Raw genomic sequence first — 20,846 nt, forward strand, 5'->3', positions numbered from 1 at the left:
ATTAACCGTATTAGTCTTCTTTCGGACCGCGCATCGCACGTTTACGATCGTTCTCGGTCAGGTGACGTTTACGGATACGAATTGACTGTGGAGTCACTTCTACCAGTTCGTCATCATCGATGAATTCCAGAGCCTGCTCCAGAGTCATCTTGATCGGTGGAACCAGAACCGTTGCTTCGTCAGTACCGGACGCACGCATGTTGGTCAGTTTCTTACCGGTCAGGCAGTTTACGGTCAGGTCGTTAGAACGACTGTGAATACCGATGATCTGGCCTTCATAAACTTCAGCACCGTGACCCAGGAACAGCTTACCGCGATCCTGCAGACCGAACAGCGCAAACGCAACCGCTTTACCCTGACCGTTGGAGATCAGCACGCCGTTGTTACGCTGGCCAACTTCGCCCGGACGCACATCGTCGTAGTGGCTGAAGGTGGAGTACAGCAGACCGGTACCGGAGGTCATGGTCATGAACTCTGAACGGAAGCCGATCAGACCACGGCTTGGGATCACGTAGTCGAGACGTACGCGGCCTTTGCCGTCTGGATTCATGTTTTTCAGGTCGCCTTTACGCTCACCCAGAGCCTGCATCACAGAACCCTGGTGCTGCTCTTCAACATCCAGCGTTACGTTTTCGAATGGCTCTTGTTTACGGCCATCGATCTCGCGGAAGATTACTTTCGGACGGGAAACCGCCATTTCGAAACCTTCACGACGCATGTTCTCAATCAGAACAGACAGGTGCAGCTCACCACGACCAGAAACACGGAATGCGTCTGCATCCGGGGTTTCTTCAACGCGCAGCGCAACGTTGTGCACCAGCTCTTTGTTCAGGCGGTCAAGGATCTGACGAGAGGTAACGAACTTACCTTCTTTACCACAGAACGGAGAGGTGTTGACGTTGAAGAACATGGTTACGGTTGGTTCATCAACGGACAGGGCTGGCAGCGCTTCGACGTTCTGCGGATCGCAGATGGTGTCGGAGATGTTCAGCTCACCCAGACCGGTGATAGCGATGATGTCGCCCGCTTCAGCGATGTCGCTCTCGATACGCTCAAGACCCAGGTGAGTCAGTACTTTACCAACTTTACCGTTACGGGTTTTGCCTTCGCTATCGATGATAGTAACCTGCTGGTTAGGCTTCACTTTACCGCGCTTGATACGACCAATGCCGATTACGCCAACGTAGTTGTTGTAGTCGAGCTGAGAGATCTGCATCTGCAGGGTGCCGTCGAGATCGACGTTTGGCGCAGGAACACGGTCAACAATCGCCTGATACAGCGGGGTCATGTCTTCAGCCATGTCTTCGTGGTCCAGACCTGCGATACCGTTCAGCGCAGAGGCGTAAACGATAGGGAAGTCCAGCTGCTCGTCGGTCGCGTCGAGGTTAACGAACAGGTCGAAGACCTGGTCAACAACCCAGTCAGGACGCGCGCCAGGGCGGTCAACTTTGTTGATAACAACGATTGGCTTCAGACCATGGGCAAAAGCTTTTTTGGTCACGAAGCGCGTCTGTGGCATTGGGCCATCCATTGCGTCAACGACCAGCAGAACGGAGTCTACCATGGACATTACACGTTCAACTTCACCACCGAAGTCGGCGTGCCCTGGGGTATCAACGATGTTGATACGGTAGTCATTCCATTTAATCGCGGTGTTTTTCGCGAGGATGGTAATCCCACGCTCTTTCTCCAAATCGTTGGAGTCCATCACGCGTTCTTGGGTTTCGGCACGCGCATCAAACGTACCGGATTGCTGCAGCAGCTTGTCAACCAGGGTAGTTTTACCATGGTCTACGTGCGCGATGATGGCGATGTTACGCAAATTTTCGATCACAACTTTGCCTCAGGCATTTAGAAATAGCGCGTTATTGTACACGGATTAATCGCACTACAAAACAGGATCACAAACATCCCCCGCAAACAAGTATTGCAGAGATGCTTTGTGATCGCTTTCACGGAGCGGTAAAAGGGCACTTTAACGTAAATTGCACCAATATGGTGCTCAATGTTCACATTGAAGCACTATACTGGTGCAACAAATCCATCGTGGTGCAGCCCTTTTGCACTATGGTGCGCATGATAACGCCTTTTTGGGGTGTTTTAAAAGTTGGCACAGATTTCGCTTTATAAAAAATACATGGCAACAGCCAGTACAAACAGAAATTGAAGACCTCGTTACCACGACGACAATGACCAATCTGGAGAGTTAAGTATGTCCGCTGAACACGTTTTGACGATGCTGAACGAACATGAAGTGAAGTTTGTTGATCTGCGCTTCACCGATACCAAAGGTAAAGAACAGCACGTCACAATCCCTGCTCATCAGGTGAACGCCGAATTCTTTGAAGAAGGCAAAATGTTTGACGGCTCCTCCATTGGTGGCTGGAAAGGCATTAACGAATCCGACATGGTTCTGATGCCGGACGCGACCACTGCGCTCATTGACCCGTTCTTCGAAGAACCAACCCTGATCATCCGTTGCGACATCCTCGAGCCAGGCACGCTGCAGGGCTACGACCGTGACCCACGCTCTATCGCAAAACGTGCTGAAGAGTACCTGCGTTCTACCGGCATCGCGGATACCGTTCTGTTCGGGCCAGAGCCAGAGTTCTTCCTGTTTGACGACATCCGTTTCGGCGCTTCAATTTCTGGTTCCCACGTGGCTATCGACGACATCGAAGGCGCATGGAACTCTTCCACCAAATACGAAGGTGGTAACAAAGGTCACCGTCCTGGCGTGAAAGGCGGTTACTTCCCGGTTCCTCCGGTCGATTCTTCACAGGACATCCGTTCTACCATGTGTCTGATCATGGAAGAGATGGGCCTGGTGGTTGAAGCGCATCACCACGAAGTGGCGACCGCTGGCCAGAACGAAATCGCTACCCGCTTCAACACCATGACCAAGAAAGCGGATGAGATTCAGATCTACAAATACGTTGTGCACAACGTTGCGCACCGTTTCGGTAAAACCGCGACCTTCATGCCAAAACCAATGTTTGGCGATAACGGTTCCGGTATGCACTGCCACATGTCTCTGTCCAAGAACGGGACCAACCTGTTCTCTGGCGACAAATATGCCGGTCTGTCCGAGCAGGCGCTGCACTATATCGGTGGTGTTATCAAACACGCTAAAGCGATCAACGCCCTGGCGAACCCAACCACTAACTCCTACAAGCGTCTGGTCCCGGGCTACGAAGCGCCAGTGATGCTGGCCTACTCTGCACGTAACCGTTCTGCTTCTATCCGTATTCCGGTGGTGGCTTCTCCTAAAGCGCGTCGTATCGAAGTTCGCTTCCCGGATCCAGCGGCTAACCCATACCTGTGCTTCGCAGCACTGCTGATGGCCGGTCTGGACGGTATCAAGAACAAGATCCACCCGGGCGAAGCGATGGACAAAAACCTGTACGACCTGCCGCCAGAAGAAGCGAAAGAGATCCCACAGGTTGCTGGCTCTCTGGAAGAAGCCCTGCAGGCGCTGGACGCAGACCGTGAGTTCCTGACTGCGGGTGGTGTGTTTACTGATGAAGCGATCGACGCTTACATCGCTCTGCGTATTGAAGAGAACGACCGTGTGCGTATGACTCCGCATCCGGTTGAGTTCGAGCTGTACTACAGCGTTTAATAAAGTTGTTTTACCCGGCGTGATAAGCGCCGGGGGTAGTTGCCGTGGAAACTTTTAGCCCATCTCCGGATGGGCTTTTTTCTCCACCAACAATCTGATCTCACGCGCTTTTTACGCCAAAAACGCTATACTGCACTAAAACAGTGCAACAACTCCAGGAGACTGCTGAATGGCAACTGGCACGCTGCCCGATGCTGGGCAGATCCTCAATTCTTTGATTAACAGCATTTTGCTGGTCGATGACGAGCTGGCCGTTCATTACGCCAACCCGGCGGCGCAGCAGCTGCTCGCCCAAAGCGTACGTAAACTGTTCGGCACCCCGCTTCCTGAACTCCTGAGCTATTTTTCGCTGAATATTGGCCTGATGCAGGAAAGTTTGCAGGCTGGCCAGGGGTTTACCGATAACGAAGTGACGCTGGTGATCGACGGGCGCTCGCATATTCTGTCGCTGACCGCGCAGCGTCTTCCCGATGGGATGATCCTGCTGGAAATGGCGCCGATGGATAATCAGCGTCGACTGAGCCAGGAGCAGCTTCAGCATGCGCAGCAAATTGCCGCCCGTGACCTGGTGCGAGGTCTGGCGCATGAAATCAAAAACCCGCTGGGTGGATTACGCGGCGCGGCGCAGCTTCTGACCAAGGCGCTGCCCGACCCCGCGCTGGCGGAGTATACCAACGTCATCATTGAGCAGGCGGACCGTCTGCGGAATCTGGTAGACCGTCTTCTTGGGCCACAGCAGCCGGGAATGCACGTCACTGAAAGCATCCATAAAGTGGCTGAGCGGGTGGTGAAGCTCGTCTCAATGGAGCTACCGGAGAACGTCACGCTAGTACGTGATTACGACCCAAGCCTGCCGGAACTGGCCCATGACCCGGACCAGATTGAACAGGTCCTGTTGAATATTGTGCGTAATGCCCTGCAGGCGCTGGGACCTGAAGGGGGCGAGATTATTTTACGCACCCGCACCGCCTTCCAGCTCACGTTACACGGCGTACGCTACCGGCTGGCGGCCCGAATCGACGTTGAGGATAACGGGCCCGGCATTCCATCGCATCTGCAGGATACCCTGTTCTACCCGATGGTAAGCGGTCGCGAAGGTGGTACCGGCCTGGGCTTATCCATTGCCCGCAGTTTGATCGATCAACACTCCGGGAAAATTGAATTTACCAGTTGGCCGGGACATACCGAGTTTTCGGTTTTCCTGCCGATTAAAAAATAAAGGTGACGTTTATGCAACGAGGGATAGTCTGGGTAGTCGATGACGATAGCTCCATCCGTTGGGTGCTTGAACGCGCGCTCACAGGGGCGGGATTAAGCTGCACGACGTTTGAGAGCGGCAGCGAAGTGCTCGACGCACTCACCACCAAAACGCCAGATGTTCTGCTTTCGGATATTCGTATGCCGGGCATGGACGGGCTGGCGCTGTTAAAGCAGATCAAACAACGCCACCCTATGCTTCCGGTCATCATAATGACCGCGCACTCCGATCTGGATGCCGCAGTGAGCGCCTATCAGCAAGGGGCGTTCGATTACCTGCCCAAACCGTTTGATATCGACGAAGCGGTGGCGCTGGTTGAGCGCGCGATTAGCCATTATCAGGAGCAGCAACAGCCGCGCCACGCGCCAGATTTTGGGCCAACGACAGACATCATCGGCGAAGCGCCGGCGATGCAGGACGTGTTTCGCATTATTGGTCGTTTGTCCCGCTCATCCATCAGCGTATTGATTAACGGTGAATCGGGAACCGGTAAAGAGCTGGTGGCGCATGCATTGCATCGCCATAGCCCACGGGCAAAAGCGCCGTTCATCGCCCTGAATATGGCGGCGATCCCGAAGGACTTGATTGAGTCCGAACTGTTCGGCCATGAAAAAGGGGCATTTACCGGCGCAAATACCATTCGCCAGGGGCGGTTCGAACAGGCTGACGGCGGCACGCTGTTCCTGGATGAAATCGGCGATATGCCGCTGGATGTCCAGACCCGCCTGCTGCGCGTGCTGGCCGACGGGCAGTTTTATCGCGTGGGCGGCTATGCGCCGGTGAAGGTGGACGTGCGTATTATCGCTGCGACCCACCAGAACCTGGAGCAACGCGTGCAGGAAGGAAAATTCCGTGAGGATTTATTCCACCGTCTGAATGTCATCCGCGTTCATCTGCCGCCGCTGCGTGAGCGTCGGGAAGATATTCCCCGCCTGGCACGCCATTTCCTGCAGGTGGCCGCCCGCGAGCTGGGTGTGGAAGCCAAGCAGCTTCATCCGGAAACCGATGCCGCTCTGACGCGTCTGGCGTGGCCGGGCAACGTACGTCAGCTGGAAAACACCTGCCGCTGGTTAACCGTGATGGCCGCCGGGCAGGAAGTGCTGATTCAGGATTTACCGGCCGAGCTGTTTGAAGCGACCGCACCTGAAAGCAGTACCGGGCACGCGCTGCCGGACAGCTGGGCGACGTTGCTGGCACAGTGGGCCGACCGCGCGCTGCGTTCCGGCCATCAAAACCTGCTGTCTGAAGCTCAGCCAGAGATGGAACGTACGCTGTTAACCACCGCGCTTCGTCATACGCAGGGTCATAAGCAGGAAGCCGCTCGTCTGTTGGGATGGGGACGTAATACCCTGACGCGCAAGCTTAAAGAGCTGGGAATGGAGTAATCGTACGCCGCTGTGTAAAGGTTATTAATTGAGCGCAAATCGCCGTTATTTTGCGCTTTACTGTTCCGATGAGTTTTGTATGATCGTGCCCGGAAATTGGGGGTGAACATCATGCTGGAAACAATCGTGAATATGCTCTCTAGCGGAGCCGCTGAAAGCCACACGCCACAAACAGCCGTTGCGGCTATGTTGTGCGCAGCGCTGGTGGGGCTGTTTAGCTAGCGAGTTGGCGATGAAAAGCCGGGTGGCGCTTCGCTTACCCGGCCTACATTTCGCACTTTTGTAGGCCGGGTAAGGCGAAGCCGCCACCCGGCATTGCAGTTTAAATCACCCGCGAGAACTGCTGCAGGCGCGCTTTCTGACGCAGATAGGCGTCAAAGCACATGCAGATATTACGAATCAACAGACGCCCTTTCGGCGTGACCTCAATCGTGCTCTCCGACACATCCACCAGCCCGTCTTTCGCCAGCGGTGCAATCAGCTTCAGGTCTTCCGCAAAATAATCGCTGAAGTGCAGATCCCACTGCGACTCAACGTCGCTGAAATCGAGACGGAAGTTGCAGATTAGCGCCTTAATGACATCGCGACGGATGCAGTCGTCGTGCGTTAACGCAATGCCGCGCCACAGCGCGTTGCCCGTTTCATCAACCTGCTGGTAGTAGCGCTTCAGCTCTTTCTGGTTCTGCGCGTAACAGTCGCCAATCATACTGATGGCGGAGACGCCCATCCCCAGCAAATCGGTATCACCCTGGGTTGTGTAACCCTGGAAGTTACGGTGCAGAACGCCTTCCCGCTGAGCAATCGCCAGCTCGTCATCCGGACGGGCAAAGTGATCCATCCCGATAAACTGATAGCCGGTTTCGGTCAGCGAGGTGATGGTTTCCTGCAGAATATCCAGCTTCTGCTGGGCAGAAGGAAGATCGGCATCTTTGATTTTGCGCTGGGCGGCAAAGAGCGTCGGCAGGTGCGCATAGTTAAAGACGCTCAGGCGGTCCGGGTTGAGTTCGGCCACGCGCTTCAGGGTGAAGGCGAAGCTTTCCGGCGTCTGCTTTGGCAGGCCGTAAATCAGGTCGATATTGGTCGAGGTGAAACCAATCTCACGCGCGTGATTGAGTAAGGCGAAGATAAACTCTTCGTCCTGCTCGCGGTTCACCAGACGCTGAACCTCTTTATTGAAATCCTGCACGCCCATGCTCAGACGATTGAAGCCTTCGGCGCGTAAGTGATCCAGTACATCCAGCTCAATTTCACGCGGATCGACTTCGATCGATATTTCCGCGTCGGCGTTAAAACTGAAATTGCCGCGCAGCAGGTTCATCAGCCGGCTGATTTGCGCTTTGTTCAGATAGGTTGGCGTGCCGCCGCCCCAGTGAAGCTGGCTGACGTGACGGCCAGCAAACAGCGGTGCGCGATGGACAATTTCTTGTTCGAGCGCATCAAGATACTGGTCGGCTTTATGCTGTTGACGGGTAACGATTTTATTGCAGCCGCAGAAGTAACACAGCTTATGGCAGAACGGAATATGGACGTAGAGCGACAGCGGACGCTCAGGATAGCGCGCGACAGCCTGCTGGAAATCACGCTCTCCGAAGGCATCGGAGAACTCCAGCGCGGTGGGGTATGACGTATAACGCGGCCCGGAATAGTTATATTTCTGGATTAGGGCCAAATCCCAGTCGATAGTTGGTGCTGACATGCTCACTCCTTCCGTTGGTGTCGCGTTCGTATACGGCGGCCCGTTCTGGCCCCGTTGCGGGCCATCACTCGGGTGCGCAGCCACTTCTGTCGCCGCGACAACCGCCGTAGTTTAACGAATAACCACACCAGATAACATATAACCGGAAGGGTTATAAGCAGGACTATCGTGCCTGCCGGGTGCAAATGTTAGTTTCCACCCTTCAGAAGACGCATCATATCTTCCTGCTTCTCGTCTTCTTCTTCATCTTCGTCATCGTCGTATGACAGGCCCAGCTTCTGCATCAGTTCATCGATACGATCCAGTTTGGCATCCACCCATGACTGCTCTTCAGCGGTCAGGGTTTCACCCTCTTCAAGACGTTCCAGCAGCGCATCCAGGCGCTCATCGTTCTCCAGCAAATCCAGCTCAGCCTGCGGTGAAAGCATAGGTTTCTCGCTCTTTGGTTTGTGCTGCTTAGTGACCGGGGTGTCTGTCACGCCCAGTGGAATGGGAGTTTTACTGCCGATACGAGGGTCTTTCTGCTGTTTGCCTTTTGCAGAAGCACCCGCTGCACCACCACCGTTGGCACGGCTACCCGCAGTATGACCGCGATGTTTTTTGTCGCGTTTACGATCGCGCGCTTCCTGGTTCAGTTCTTCGCGCGTTTTGCGGCGTGCTTTTGCAGGGCGTTTCGCGCCCGCAGCGGAGGTTGGTTTTTTCATGATGTTTTGTCTTTAAGTCGTTTTCTTCAGTATAGAATTGCGGCGAAATCTAGCAGAAAGCAAGCAAAGAAAAAAGGCGACAGAGCAATCTGTCGCCTTTTTTCCTGACTCACAACCCTTAGCGGGTCAGACATTCCATGTTTGCCAACAACAAACCCTGTTTATCCCTTGGCTAATACCGGTCCGTGATACGGTTCCATTTCCTGTTAAAACGCCTCCAGGCGCTGGTCATCCTGACAATCCTGCGTCTTCGCCTCCTGGCGCTCCTGACCCTAATCCTTAAGTCGATATCCTGTTGGCTTCCTCGCCCTGACGCACACTTTACCTTGTTCCGTTAAACTGACAAGCAACGAAACGGTACAAAAAGGGATTTTCAGACAATTACCCGGTAATAAGCTTATGATTTAAAACAGTTTGGATTTTTTTACGCCTGCGAATTCTCTGAAATCTCCCATAGCATCACAGGCCGATCTCTCACACCGGTTGCGGCATTCGCCTACAGGTCATAGCAATCAGAAAAGCCTTTTGCCTGCATTCGGGTATAATCCCCTTCAGATTACGATTTTGGAGACGACCACGTGACTACCTGGAACTACCAACAGACGCATTTTGTCACCAGTGCGCCCGATATTCGCCACCTTCCTTCTGATACCGGTATTGAAGTGGCATTTGCTGGCCGCTCCAATGCGGGGAAATCCAGCGCCCTGAATACGCTGACCAATCAGAAGAGCCTGGCGCGTACCTCAAAAACACCTGGCCGTACTCAGCTGATCAACCTGTTTGAAGTCGCAGAGGGCAAACGCCTGGTCGACTTACCGGGCTACGGTTACGCGCAAGTACCGGAAGAGATGAAAATCAAGTGGCAGCGTGCGCTGGGTGAATACCTGGAAAAACGTCTGTGCCTGAAAGGTCTGGTGGTGCTGATGGATATTCGCCATCCCCTGAAAGATCTGGATCAGCAGATGATCGACTGGGCTGTAGCAAGCGATATCGCCGTGCTGGTGCTGCTGACTAAAGCCGATAAGCTGGCAAGCGGCGCGCGCAAAGCGCAGGTAAATATGGTTCGCGAAGCGGTGCTGGCGTTCAACGGTGATGTGCAGGTTGAACCGTTCTCCTCGCTGAAAAAACAGGGCGTGGACAAGCTGCGTCAGAAACTCGACACCTGGTTTAGCGAGCTGGAACCCGCGACGGAAGCGGAAGAAGAGTAATACCGAGCGCGGCGATGGCCGCGTTTTTTTGCCTGAATTTTTCTTTGTCGCAATAAAAAACGCCCCAGTCATTACTGACTGGGGCGGCTAAAATATTCAGCCAAATCCGATTACGTGAAGTAAAAGGTCTGAAAGATAGAACATCTTACCTCTGTACCCTACGCCGATAACTCTACCCCTTTTTGTGCTGCAGAAAAAGCACTTTTTGTAGTTTTTTTTCATTCTTTACATAGGGAATTCTAATGATCGTCACAAAACGCGCGTTGTTATGTTGCAAACTTACATAAAAGGCGCGTTCTGCGAAGAACCGTTAGTGAGCCTGATCCCAGTTTTCGCCACTTCCCACTTCCACCAGCAACGGCACGTCAAGCGTCATGCTGCTTTCCATCAGTTCGTGGATCTTCTTCGACACGACCTCAAGGTCGTCTTTGTGCACTTCAAATACCAGTTCATCGTGTACCTGCATGATCATTTTCACGCGAGGCTTCTCAGCTTCCAGCCAGGCATCAACGGCGATCATTGCACGCTTAATAATGTCCGCCGCGGTACCCTGCATCGGGGCGTTGATCGCCGCACGCTCCGCGCCAGCGCGACGCGCCGCGTTGCTGGATTTGATGTCCGGTAAGTAGAGACGGCGGCCATCCAGGGTTTCGACGTAACCTTTTTCCTTCGCCTGTGCGCGGGTGCGTTCCATATATTCCAGCACGCCCGGATAACGCTCGAAGTAGAGATCCATATACTTCTGCGACTCTTTGCGCGGAATGTTGAGCTGGCGCGAAAGACCAAATGCACTCATGCCGTAAATCAGACCGAAGTTGATCGCCTTAGCACTCCGACGCTGCTCGTTGGTCACGCTGTCCAGCGGCAGGCCGAAGACTTCCGCCGCGGTGGCCCGGTGGATATCCTTCCCTTCGGCAAAGGCAGTCAGCAGGCCTTTGTCGCGGGACAGATGCGCCATAATGCGCAGCTCAATTTGCGAGTAGTCAGCAGAGACTATCAGATAATCCTCTGGTGCGATGAAAGCCTGGCGAATACGGCGGCCTTCTTCGTTACGTACCGGGATGTTCTGCAGGTTAGGATCGGTAGATGAGAGACGACCGGTCGCCGCGACAGCCTGATGATACGACGTATGCACACGACCCGTTTTCGGGTTGATCATCAGCGGGAGCTTGTCGGTGTAGGTCGATTTCAGCTTCGCGAGACCACGGTACTGCAGAATCACTTTTGGCAGCGGGTAATCCAGCGCCAGCTCTTCCAGCACCTCTTCAGAGGTGGACGGTGCGCCGCCTGGGGTTTTCTTCAGCGGCTTGATGCCCTGCTTTTCAAACAGAATGGTTTGCAGCTGCTTCGGTGAAGAGAGGTTAAACGGCTCGCCTGCAAGCTCATGCGCTTTTTGCTCGAGCTCGGTCAAACGCTGCGCCAGCTCCCCGGAGTGGTTATGCAGCACCGTTGGGTCGATTTTCACGCCGTTACGTTCAATGCGTGACAGCACGGGCACCAGCGGCATCTCGATATGCTGGAACACGTTCAGCGGACCTTCATGCTTCTGCAGTTTTGGCCACATCTTCAGGTGCAGCTGCAGCGTGACATCTGCGTCTTCCGCCGCGTAGCGCCCCGCCTCTTCAAGAGCAATCTGGTTAAAGGTGAGCTGATTTTTCCCTTTTCCGGCAATCTCTTCAAAGGTGATGGTTTTGTGCTTGAGCCAGCGGTCAGATAAGGAATCCATATCATGACGACCCGCGACGCTGTCCAGAATGTAGGATTCAAGCATGGTGTCGAAGGCAATCCCGCGCAGTTCAATGCCGTAGTTTTGCAGAATGCCGCGGTCGTACTTGAGGTTTTGCCCAACCTTGAGCGCCTTTTCGTCTTCCAGGATCGGCTTCAGCAGCTCAAGCACGCGTTCACGGGAGATCTGCTCCGGCGCATCCAGGTAATCGTGCGCCACAGGAACGTAGGCGGCAATACCCGGCTCTGTCGCAAATGACAGGCCAACCATATTAGCTGAGATGTTATCAAGACTGTCAGTTTCGGTATCAAAGGCAAAGACCGGCGCCTTTTTCAGTTTTTCGATCCAGGCGATCAGCTGCGACTCTTCAAGAATGGTTTCGTAGTTGTCGAAGGAAAGCGCCACGGCTTCTTCTTCCGCCTGCTCTTCTGCGTCAACGACGATCGTCTCCTTCGGCTTTGCAGCAGGTTTGGCCCCTTTTGCCTGTAGCCATTTACCGGCTTCCACGTCAGTGATCCAGCGCTTGAATTCGTATTTCTTAAACAGGCTCAGCAGATCGTCAGCGGAAGGCTGTTGCACTTCAAGCTGCTCACAGCCCAGCTCCAGTTCGACATCGGTTTTGATTGTCGCCAGCTTATAGGAGAGATAAGCCACCTCTTTGTTCTCTTCCAGTTTTCCGGCCATGGTTTTTGCGCCACGGAAGGAAAGCCCGGCGATTTTATCCGATTCCGCGTACAGCGTATCCAGCCCGCCAAGCCCCTGAAGCAGCGCCTGCGCGGTTTTTTCACCGACACCAGGGACACCCGGGATGTTATCCGAGGAGTCGCCCATCAACGCGAGGAAGTCGATAATCAGCTCAGGGGGCACGCCATACTTTGTGACCACCTCTTCAGGCCCCAGAATGGTGTTGGTCATGGTGTTAATCAGGGTGATACCTGGCGTCACCAGCTGCGCCATATCTTTATCACCGGTGCTGATCAGTACAGGACGACCCATCTTTTCTGCTTCACGCGCCAGCGTACCGATGACGTCATCGGCTTCAACGCCGGAGACGGCCAGCAGCGGCAGCCCCATCGCTTTTACCATGGTGTGCAGCGGCTCAATCTGCGCACGCAGATCGTCAGGCATTGGCGGACGGTGAGATTTGTAATGCTCAAACAGCTCATCGCGGAAAGTTTTACCTTTCGCATCAAAGACCACAGCCGCATGGGTTGGCTGATACTGAAGGATCAGGCTGCGCAGCATGTTCAGCACGCCGTACATTGCGCCGGTGGGTTCCCCTGCGCTATTGGTCAGAGGAGGAAACGCATGGTATGCCCGATACAGGTAAGAAGAGCCATCGACGAGAATAAGAGGGTTTTCTGGGATCTGAACCATAATGTCCGTGCCTTTAATCAATTTATGGGTAAAGGATGCCACAGAAGGATGAAAACATCAGTTATTAGCGCCTGATACAGGAAAAGATTTTGCGATCGTGAGGATCGCTCGCAAAAATCAAACTGTGGATAAGTTTGTGCATATTTTCACTTCATATGAATAACAGACGCAAAAAACACATATGCGATAATTTTTAGATCTTAATTATCATGCTGTTATGTCATTAGATCTTATCTATATGGCCAACTGATGGCAATTTAGTCTATGTGGATATAAGCCTTGATAAGCGCGTAATCACAGTGAAATCGTCTACGGCAGGGTAAAAGCGGCCAAATCATCACGTGAAAGCGCCATTAATTTGCCTGTTTTCTGGTAAAATCAGCGCCCAGCGTCGCATAGTCGGCCGCTCACTTACAGCTAACTACCTGAAAAAGCTCATCATGCCGAGATTGCTCGCTGCAATAACATTACTGTTAAGCATCATTTTAACTATTCTGGTGACGATCGCCTGCTCTGTGCCGATCATTGTCGCCGGGATCATTAAACTGCTGCTGCCTGTCCCCGTGGTGTGGCGAGCCGTGTCCGCATTTTGTAACTTCATGATGTACTGCTGGTGCGAAGGACTGGCGATCCTGCTGTGCCTGAACCCGCATCTGAAGTGGGATATCAAAGGGCTGGAGAGCCTTAACAAGAAGAACTGGTACCTGCTGATCTGCAATCACCACAGCTGGGCGGACATCGTGGTGTTATGCGTGCTTTTTCGCAAACACATCCCGATGAACAAATACTTTTTGAAACAGCAGCTCGCCTGGGTGCCTTTTATCGGGCTGGCCTGTTGGGCGCTCGATATGCCGTTTATGAAACGCTATTCGCGCAGCTATTTGATTCGTCATCCCGAGCGTCGCGGCAAAGATGTGGAGACCACGCGCCGTTCCTGCGAAAAGTTTCGTGCGCATCCAACGACCATCGTGAACTTTGTTGAAGGCTCCCGGTTTACGGAAGAGAAGCATCAACAAACTCGCTCTCCTTATCAGCATCTGCTCCCACCGAAGGCGGCGGGTATTGCAATGGCGCTTAACGTGCTGGGAACACAGTTCGATAAACTCCTGAACGTTACGCTCTGCTATCCGGAAAATGATAAGACGCCGTTCTTCGATATGCTCAGCGGCAAACTGACGCGCATTGTTGTGCGTGTCGATCTGGTCCCGATAGATGCCGGACTGCACGGTGATTACGTTAACGATAAGAATTTCAAACGTCGTTTCCAGCAGTGGCTCAATACGCTCTGGAAAGAGAAAGACGAACAGATAGACAAGATTAAATCTTCATACAAAAACGCCGGTCAGTGACCGGCGTTTTTACATCAGCGAAATTACTTCTTCTCAACCAGGTATTTCACAGTATCAGCATACTGCTGTACGAAAATATCCATGCTGCTGGTGTCCATGCCCTGCATGTTCAGCTGGTATTTGCCGTTAACAAACATCGCCGGAACGCCCTGAAGCTGGAGGTCAGCAGCCGCTTTTTCCTGCTGGGCAACCAGGGATTTCACCACAAAGCTGTTCCATGCTGCGTCATAATCTTCACCTTTCACGCCGGCATCAACGAACACTTTACGGATATCCGCTGTGGTCTGAACGGTCTGGGTTTTCTGTACGGCTTCAAACATTGGCGCAGTGATTTTATCTTCCACGCCCAGTGCCATAGCAACAGCCCATGCCTGAGTCAGGTCTTTACCCAATGGGCCCAGGAACTCGACGTGGTACTTAGTCATTTTGGTGCCTTCTGGCAGCTTTTTCTTCACGTTGTCAGACACATGCAGAACCTGCTCGAACTGATAGCAGTGTGGGCAATAGAACGAGAAGAACTCCAGAACCTGTGGCTCGCCAGCGACCGGTTTGTCCAGCGTGATGAACTGTTTGCCGTCGGTAAACTGTGCAGCAGAAGCGCTAAATGCCAGAATCATACCTGCCAGCGCCAGCCAAATTTTTTTCATGATTAACTCTCTCCTGGGTGTGTCCAATTAATACATCGGCGTTAATTGCAGAGGGGGTTCCTGAAGAACCTTGACCTGCTCAGTAAATGTAGATATCTGGCTACGCCAGTAATCCTCTCCGGTAAGCCACGGGAAATTCCGGGGAAATGCGGGATCGTCCCAACGCCTGATTAACCATGCGAGATAATAAACAAAACGCATCGCACGTAAAGGCTCAATCAGGGCAATTTCGTCTGAATTAAATGGGCTAAATTCTTCATAAGCTTCAATAATGGTTTCAAGCTGCATGCGTTGCTCGGCTTTATCGCCATTGAGCAGCATCCACAGGTCCTGAACCGCTGGCCCCATACGCGCATCATCGAGATCGACAAACAGCGGGCCATCGCGCCAGAGGATATTTCCGGCATGACAATCGCCATGCAGACGCAGGACGGAAATATCGTCGCGCCAGCAGGTTTTAACTGCAGCAATGAGCTTATCGGTGGCGTTGAGGAAATCATCCTTTAACGCAGTGGGGATCATGGCAGACGTTTCGAATATTCCCCGCGGTTCAAGAAGGTATTCCTGAATCCCGATAGTCGGGCGGGCAATAAAGGCTTTTTTGCGTCCCGTCTGGTGTATACGCCCAAGATAGCGGGCAACCCACTCCATCTGATCGATATTATCCGCTTCAAACTGGCGACCACCCAGGCTCGGGAATACAGCGTAGTAAAACCCTTCGTGCGTGAGGAGCGTTTGGTTATTGAATTTTAGCGGCGCGGCAACGGGAACATCGTCATCCAGCAGATCGTGAGCAAACTGATGCTCTTCCTGAATTTGTTCTGCGGACCAGCGTTCAGGACGATAGAACTTTACGACGAAGCGCTGACGATCCTCGTCCTGAAATTGATAGACGCGGTTTTCGTAGCTGTTTAACGGTGTTAGCCCGGAATCCACCCGAATACCCTGTTCAAACAGGGCATCCATAATGGTGTCCGGGTGTAATGTCTGGAAAGTAAAAGCCTGGTCGTTCATCCGATCATCCGGAAATTATACGAATGATTCAGGATATCATCTTGTGGCGATTTCGGTGCCGCCGCTTACAAGCTTTTACTCTTTAATTACACCTCGGGCGCGCAATAATGCAGTCTTAAAATCTTCCTCATAATCCTTCTGAATACCAGGAATAACAGCATCTTTGGCAGAATCACGCATTTTAAGGTGATAGATCAGGATGTCGTCAGAAAGGTCTGCCAGTTCGCCGTCAAAACCTGACTCTTTCGCCAGTTTCTGTAAAAATTGCATCAGATTTAGCTCTGGCTCTTTTTGCCAGGCGGGCTGGAGGAGTTCAATAACTTCATTCAGACGTTTACATTTCATGGTGGTGCTCCTTTCATTTAGAGTGACACGTTATCAGGGTCAATCCCACAATAAAAGAGGCGATATTCGTGAATCTTAGCCAGGAAATCATTGGTGTCGTTCTGGCAGGTGGCAGAGCGACGCGAATGGGGGGAAAAGATAAGGGGCTTCAACGCCTGAATGGCAAACCCTTATGGCAATGTGTCGCTGATACGCTCTCAGACCAGGTGTCGACAATGGTCATCAGTGCTAACCGGCATATCGATACTTACCAGCTCAGCGGGTACGCCGTTTACCAGGATATCCTTGAGGATTTCCCGGGACCGCTGGCCGGTATGCTTTCTGTCATGCAACAGTCTCAAGGAGAGTGGTTTATCTTCTGTCCCTGCGATACCCCGTTTATTCCGTCCTGCCTTGTCGAGCGTTTGTTTCTGCTTCGTGGTACAGCCCCTGTGGTGTGGGTACATGACGGCGAGCGTGACCATCCTGCTATCGCGTTGATGCACCGATCGCTAGCGCCAGCCCTGCAGGCCTATCTGGCTGCGGGAGAGCGCAGGGTGATGGTTTTTATGCGCAACTCTGGCGGCCATCCCGTTGATTTTAGCGATTTGAAATCAGCGTTTGTGAACGTGAATACGCGTGAAGATCTCCAGATGATGCAGGAGAAAAGATGATACCTGTTATAGCCATTTCCGCCTGGAGTGGGACCGGGAAAACCACGCTGCTGAAAAAGCTCATTCCTGCGCTTTGTGCCAGAGGTATCCGTCCAGGGTTGATTAAGCATACCCACCATAATATGGATGTCGATAAACCGGGCAAAGATAGCTATGCGTTGCGTAAAGCGGGGGCGGCGCAAACGATGGTGGCAAGTACTCAACGCTGGGCGTTGATGACAGAAACGCCGGATGAGGCACCGTTGGATCTCGCTTATCTGGTCAGCCGGATGGATCATGCCACGCTGGATCTGGTGCTGGTTGAGGGATTTAAGCATGAGGCCGTGCCTAAGATCCTGCTGTTCAGAAGCGATGCCGGGCATGATTTCAGCGAGTTAACTCTGGATGAGCATGTGATTGCGGTGGCCAGTGATGTTGTATTGCCGCTTGAGGTTCCGGTGCTGGACTTAAATGATGTGGATGGGATTGCAGAGTTTATTGTGACGTGGAGTGCGGTCTGACTTGCCGGGTGGCGGCTCTGCCTTACCCGGCCTTTTTAGTCTATAAACGCAAAAAGGCCATCCTTGCGGATGGCCTCTTCACTTATTTGATGCCTGGCAGTTCCCTACTCTCACATGGGGAGACCCCACACTACCATCGGCGCTACGGCGTTTCACTTCTGAGTTCGGCATGGGGTCAGGTGGGACCACCGCGCTAAAGCCGCCAGGCAAATTCTGTTAAATCTGTATCAAAGCTGAAAATCTTCTGTCTCTTCGCCGAAACAGCTTCGGCGTTGTAAGGTTAAGCCTCACGGTTCATTAGTATCGGTTAGCTCAACGCATCGCTGCGCTTACACACCCGACCTATCAACGTCGTAGTCTTCAACGTTCCTTCAGGACCCTTAAAGGGTCAGGGAGAACTCATCTCGGGGCAAGTTTCGTGCTTAGATGCTTTCAGCACTTATCTTTTCCGCATTTAGCTACCGGGCAATGCCATTGGCATGACAACCCGAACACCAGTGATGCGTCCACTCCGGTCCTCTCGTACTAGGAGCAGCCCCCCTCAATTCTCCAGCGCCCACGGCAGATAGGGACCGAACTGTCTCACGACGTTCTAAACCCAGCTCGCGTACCACTTTAAATGGCGAACAGCCATACCCTTGGGACCTACTTCAGCCCCAGGATGTGATGAGCCGACATCGAGGTGCCAAACACCGCCGTCGATATGAACTCTTGGGCGGTATCAGCCTGTTATCCCCGGAGTACCTTTTATCCGTTGAGCGATGGCCCTTCCATTCAGAACCACCGGATCACTATGACCTGCTTTCGCACCTGCTCGAGCCGTCACTCTCGCAGTCAAGCTAGCTTATGCCATTGCACTAACCTCCTGATGTCCGACCAGGATTAGCTAACCTTCGTGCTCCTCCGTTACTCTTTGGGAGGAGACCGCCCCAGTCAAACTACCCACCAGACACTGTCCGCAACCCGGATTACGGGTCTACGTTAGAACACCAGCCATTAAAGGGTGGTATTTCAAGGGCGGCTCCACGCAGACTGGCGTCCACGCTTCAAAGCCTCCCACCTATCCTACACATCAAGGACCAGTGTTCAGTGTCAAGCTATAGTAAAGGTTCACGGGGTCTTTCCGTCTTGCCGCGGGTACACTGCATCTTCACAGCGAGTTCAATTTCACTGAGTCTCGGGTGGAGACAGCCTGGCCATCATTACGCCATTCGTGCAGGTCGGAACTTACCCGACAAGGAATTTCGCTACCTTAGGACCGTTATAGTTACGGCCGCCGTTTACCGGGGCTTCGATCAAGAGCTTCGCGTTGCCGCTAACCCCATCAATTAACCTTCCGGCACCGGGCAGGCGTCACACCGTATACGTCCACTTTCGTGTTTGCACAGTGCTGTGTTTTTAATAAACAGTTGCAGCCAGCTGGTATCTTCGACTGATTTCAGCTCCACCCGCAGGGGCTTCACCTACATATCAGCGTGCCTTCTCCCGAAGTTACGGCACCATTTTGCCTAGTTCCTTCACCCGAGTTCTCTCAAGCGCCTTGGTATTCTCTACCTGACCACCTGTGTCGGTTTGGGGTACGATTTGATGTTACCTGATGCTTAGAGGCTTTTCCTGGAAGCAGGGCATTTGTTACTTCAGCACCGTAGTGCCTCGTCATCACACCTCAGCGTTAATAAGGTACCGGATTTACCTGGAACCTCCGCCTACATGCTTAAACCGGGACAACCGTCGCCCGGCTAACATAGCCTTCTCCGTCCCCCCTTCGCAGTAACACCAAGTACAGGAATATTAACCTGTTTCCCATCGACTACGCCTTTCGGCCTCGCCTTAGGGGTCGACTCACCCTGCCCCGATTAACGTTGGACAGGAACCCTTGGTCTTCCGGCGTGCGGGCTTTTCACCCGCATTATCGTTACTTATGTCAGCATTCGCACTTCTGATACCTCCAGCACCCCTCACAGGACACCTTCAACGGCTTACAGAACGCTCCCCTACCCAACAACGCATACGCGTCGCTGCCGCAGCTTCGGTGCATGGTTTAGCCCCGTTACATCTTCCGCGCAGGCCGACTCGACCAGTGAGCTATTACGCTTTCTTTAAATGATGGCTGCTTCTAAGCCAACATCCTGGCTGTCTGTGCCTTCCCACATCGTTTCCCACTTAACCATGACTTTGGGACCTTAGCTGGCGGTCTGGGTTGTTTCCCTCTTCACGACGGACGTTAGCACCCGCCGTGTGTCTCCCGTGATAACATTCTTCGGTATTCGTAGTTTGCATCGGGTTGGTAAGCCGGGATGGCCCCCTAGCCGAAACAGTGCTCTACCCCCGAAGATGAGTTCACGAGGCGCTACCTAAATAGCTTTCGGGGAGAACCAGCTATCTCCCGGTTTGATTGGCCTTTCACCCCCAGCCACAAGTCATCCGCTAATTTTTCAACATTAGTCGGTTCGGTCCTCCAGTTAGTGTTACCCAACCTTCAACCTGCCCATGGCTAGATCACCGGGTTTCGGGTCTATACCCTGCAACTTAACGCCCAGTTAAGACTCGGTTTCCCTTCGGCTCCCCTATACGGTTAACCTTGCTACAGAATATAAGTCGCTGACCCATTATACAAAAGGTACGCAGTCACACCACGAAGGTGCTCCCACTGCTTGTACGTACACGGTTTCAGGTTCTTTTTCACTCCCCTCGCCGGGGTTCTTTTCGCCTTTCCCTCACGGTACTGGTTCACTATCGGTCAGTCAGGAGTATTTAGCCTTGGAGGATGGTCCCCCCATATTCAGACAGGATACCACGTGTCCCGCCCTACTCTTCGAGTTCACAACCTGTGTGCTTTCGTGTACGGGGCTGTCACCCTGTATCGCCGGACTTTCCAGACCGTTCCACTAACACACAAGCTGATTCAGACTCTGGGCTGCTCCCCGTTCGCTCGCCGCTACTGGGGGAATCTCGGTTGATTTCTTTTCCTCGGGGTACTTAGATGTTTCAGTTCCCCCGGTTCGCCTCGTTAACCTATGTATTCAGTTAACGATAGTGTGTCGGAACACACTGGGTTTCCCCATTCGGACATCGCCGGGTCAAAGGTTCATATCACCTCGCCGGCGCTTTTCGCAGATTAGCACGTCCTTCATCGCCTCTGACTGCCAGGGCATCCACCGTGTACGCTTAGTCGCTTAACCTCACAACCCGAAGATGTTTCTTTCGATTCATCACCGACTTGCGAAAATTTGAGAGACTCGAACACACCTTAAAGATGTGTCGTTTCAATTTTCAGCTTGATCCAGATTTTTAAAGAGCAAATATCTCAAACGTCACCCGAAGATGAGTTTTGAGATATTAAGGCAGGTGACTTTCACTCA

At 52.9% G+C, this 20,846-nt stretch carries 15 protein-coding genes and 2 rRNA genes; 8 read left to right on the forward strand and 9 right to left on the reverse strand.

From position 1 onward, the window contains the following. Positions 1-10: 10 nt before the first annotated feature. Positions 11-1,834, reverse strand: a complete 1,824-nt coding sequence (gene typA, locus V1566_RS02650; protein WP_029741474.1) for a ribosome-dependent GTPase TypA — start codon at positions 1,832-1,834, stop codon at positions 11-13. 378 nt (positions 1,835-2,212) lie between these two features. Here typA and glnA point away from each other — a divergent pair, with 378 nt between their 5' ends. The 4 genes from glnA (at position 2,213) to V1566_RS02670 (ending at position 6,487) form a co-directional block, all read left to right on the forward strand. Then, a complete protein-coding gene (glnA, locus tag V1566_RS02655; protein WP_014072406.1) occupies positions 2,213-3,622 on the forward strand; it encodes a glutamate--ammonia ligase in 1,410 nt (469 codons plus the stop codon). A 169-nt stretch (positions 3,623-3,791) separates the two neighbouring features. Beyond that, positions 3,792-4,841 (forward strand): nitrogen regulation protein NR(II), encoded by a 1,050-nt coding sequence (gene glnL / locus V1566_RS02660; RefSeq protein WP_395304988.1) that lies wholly within the window; start codon positions 3,792-3,794, stop codon positions 4,839-4,841. Positions 4,842-4,852: 11 nt separating this feature from the next. Beyond that, a complete protein-coding gene (gene glnG, locus V1566_RS02665) occupies positions 4,853-6,265 on the forward strand; it encodes a nitrogen regulation protein NR(I) (RefSeq protein ID WP_023309765.1) in 1,413 nt (470 codons plus the stop codon). Between the two features lie 111 nt (positions 6,266-6,376). After that, the gene (locus V1566_RS02670) at positions 6,377-6,487 is read left to right on the forward strand and encodes a YshB family small membrane protein (RefSeq protein ID WP_023333898.1); all 111 of its coding nucleotides are present in this window, start codon (positions 6,377-6,379) and stop codon (positions 6,485-6,487) included. 100 nt (positions 6,488-6,587) lie between these two features. On the opposite strand, the gene hemN is transcribed toward V1566_RS02670, so the two are convergent. After that, complete coding sequence (gene hemN, locus V1566_RS02675) at positions 6,588-7,961, reverse strand: oxygen-independent coproporphyrinogen III oxidase (protein ID WP_395304989.1); 1,374 nt, start codon at positions 7,959-7,961, stop codon at positions 6,588-6,590. Between the two features lie 188 nt (positions 7,962-8,149). Then, positions 8,150-8,665, reverse strand: a complete 516-nt coding sequence (gene yihI / locus V1566_RS02680) for a Der GTPase-activating protein YihI (RefSeq protein ID WP_033146972.1) — start codon at positions 8,663-8,665, stop codon at positions 8,150-8,152. 578 nt (positions 8,666-9,243) lie between these two features. Here yihI and yihA point away from each other — a divergent pair. Further along, entirely contained in the window at positions 9,244-9,873 is a 630-nt protein-coding gene (gene yihA, locus V1566_RS02685; protein WP_023309768.1) for a ribosome biogenesis GTP-binding protein YihA/YsxC, read from the forward strand. 310 nt (positions 9,874-10,183) lie between these two features. On the opposite strand, the gene polA is transcribed toward yihA, so the two are convergent. Continuing rightward, a complete protein-coding gene (polA, locus tag V1566_RS02690) occupies positions 10,184-12,976 on the reverse strand; it encodes a DNA polymerase I (RefSeq protein WP_395304990.1) in 2,793 nt (930 codons plus the stop codon). 440 nt (positions 12,977-13,416) lie between these two features. Between polA and V1566_RS02695 the strand changes: the two genes are divergently transcribed. Next, positions 13,417-14,325 (forward strand): acyltransferase, encoded by a 909-nt coding sequence (locus V1566_RS02695; RefSeq protein WP_395304991.1) that lies wholly within the window; start codon positions 13,417-13,419, stop codon positions 14,323-14,325. Positions 14,326-14,348: 23 nt separating this feature from the next. On the opposite strand, the gene dsbA is transcribed toward V1566_RS02695, so the two are convergent. From dsbA to V1566_RS02710, 3 genes are all read right to left on the reverse strand, one after another. After that, on the reverse strand, positions 14,349-14,972 hold the full coding sequence (dsbA, locus tag V1566_RS02700) for a thiol:disulfide interchange protein DsbA (RefSeq protein WP_121423247.1): 624 nt from the start codon (positions 14,970-14,972) through the stop codon (positions 14,349-14,351). 27 nt (positions 14,973-14,999) lie between these two features. Then, positions 15,000-15,986, reverse strand: a complete 987-nt coding sequence (locus V1566_RS02705; protein ID WP_039264179.1) for a serine/threonine protein kinase — start codon at positions 15,984-15,986, stop codon at positions 15,000-15,002. Positions 15,987-16,061: 75 nt separating this feature from the next. Then, positions 16,062-16,331 carry a YihD family protein gene (locus V1566_RS02710; RefSeq protein ID WP_003861904.1) on the reverse strand — a complete coding sequence of 90 codons (270 nt, stop codon included), beginning with the start codon at positions 16,329-16,331 and terminating at the stop codon, positions 16,062-16,064. Between the two features lie 68 nt (positions 16,332-16,399). Here V1566_RS02710 and mobA point away from each other — a divergent pair, with 68 nt between their 5' ends. Both mobA and mobB read left to right on the forward strand, forming a co-directional pair. Further along, positions 16,400-16,984, forward strand: coding sequence for a molybdenum cofactor guanylyltransferase MobA (gene mobA, locus V1566_RS02715; protein ID WP_395304992.1), 585 nt, complete (start codon positions 16,400-16,402; stop codon positions 16,982-16,984). Continuing rightward, complete coding sequence (mobB, locus tag V1566_RS02720; RefSeq protein ID WP_395304993.1) at positions 16,981-17,484, forward strand: molybdopterin-guanine dinucleotide biosynthesis protein MobB; 504 nt, start codon at positions 16,981-16,983, stop codon at positions 17,482-17,484. Before mobA ends, mobB begins: the two co-directional genes overlap by 4 nt. Positions 17,485-17,575: 91 nt before the next feature. On the opposite strand, the gene rrf is transcribed toward mobB, so the two are convergent. Further along, positions 17,576-17,691 (reverse strand): 5S ribosomal RNA (gene rrf, locus V1566_RS02725). Between the two features lie 69 nt (positions 17,692-17,760). Beyond that, positions 17,761-20,666, reverse strand: a 23S ribosomal RNA gene (locus tag V1566_RS02730). Positions 20,667-20,846 lie beyond the last annotated feature (180 nt).

The organism is Enterobacter sp. ECC-019 (genome assembly GCF_043974075.1).
Taxonomy (GTDB): Bacteria; Pseudomonadota; Gammaproteobacteria; order Enterobacterales; family Enterobacteriaceae; genus Enterobacter; species Enterobacter asburiae_D.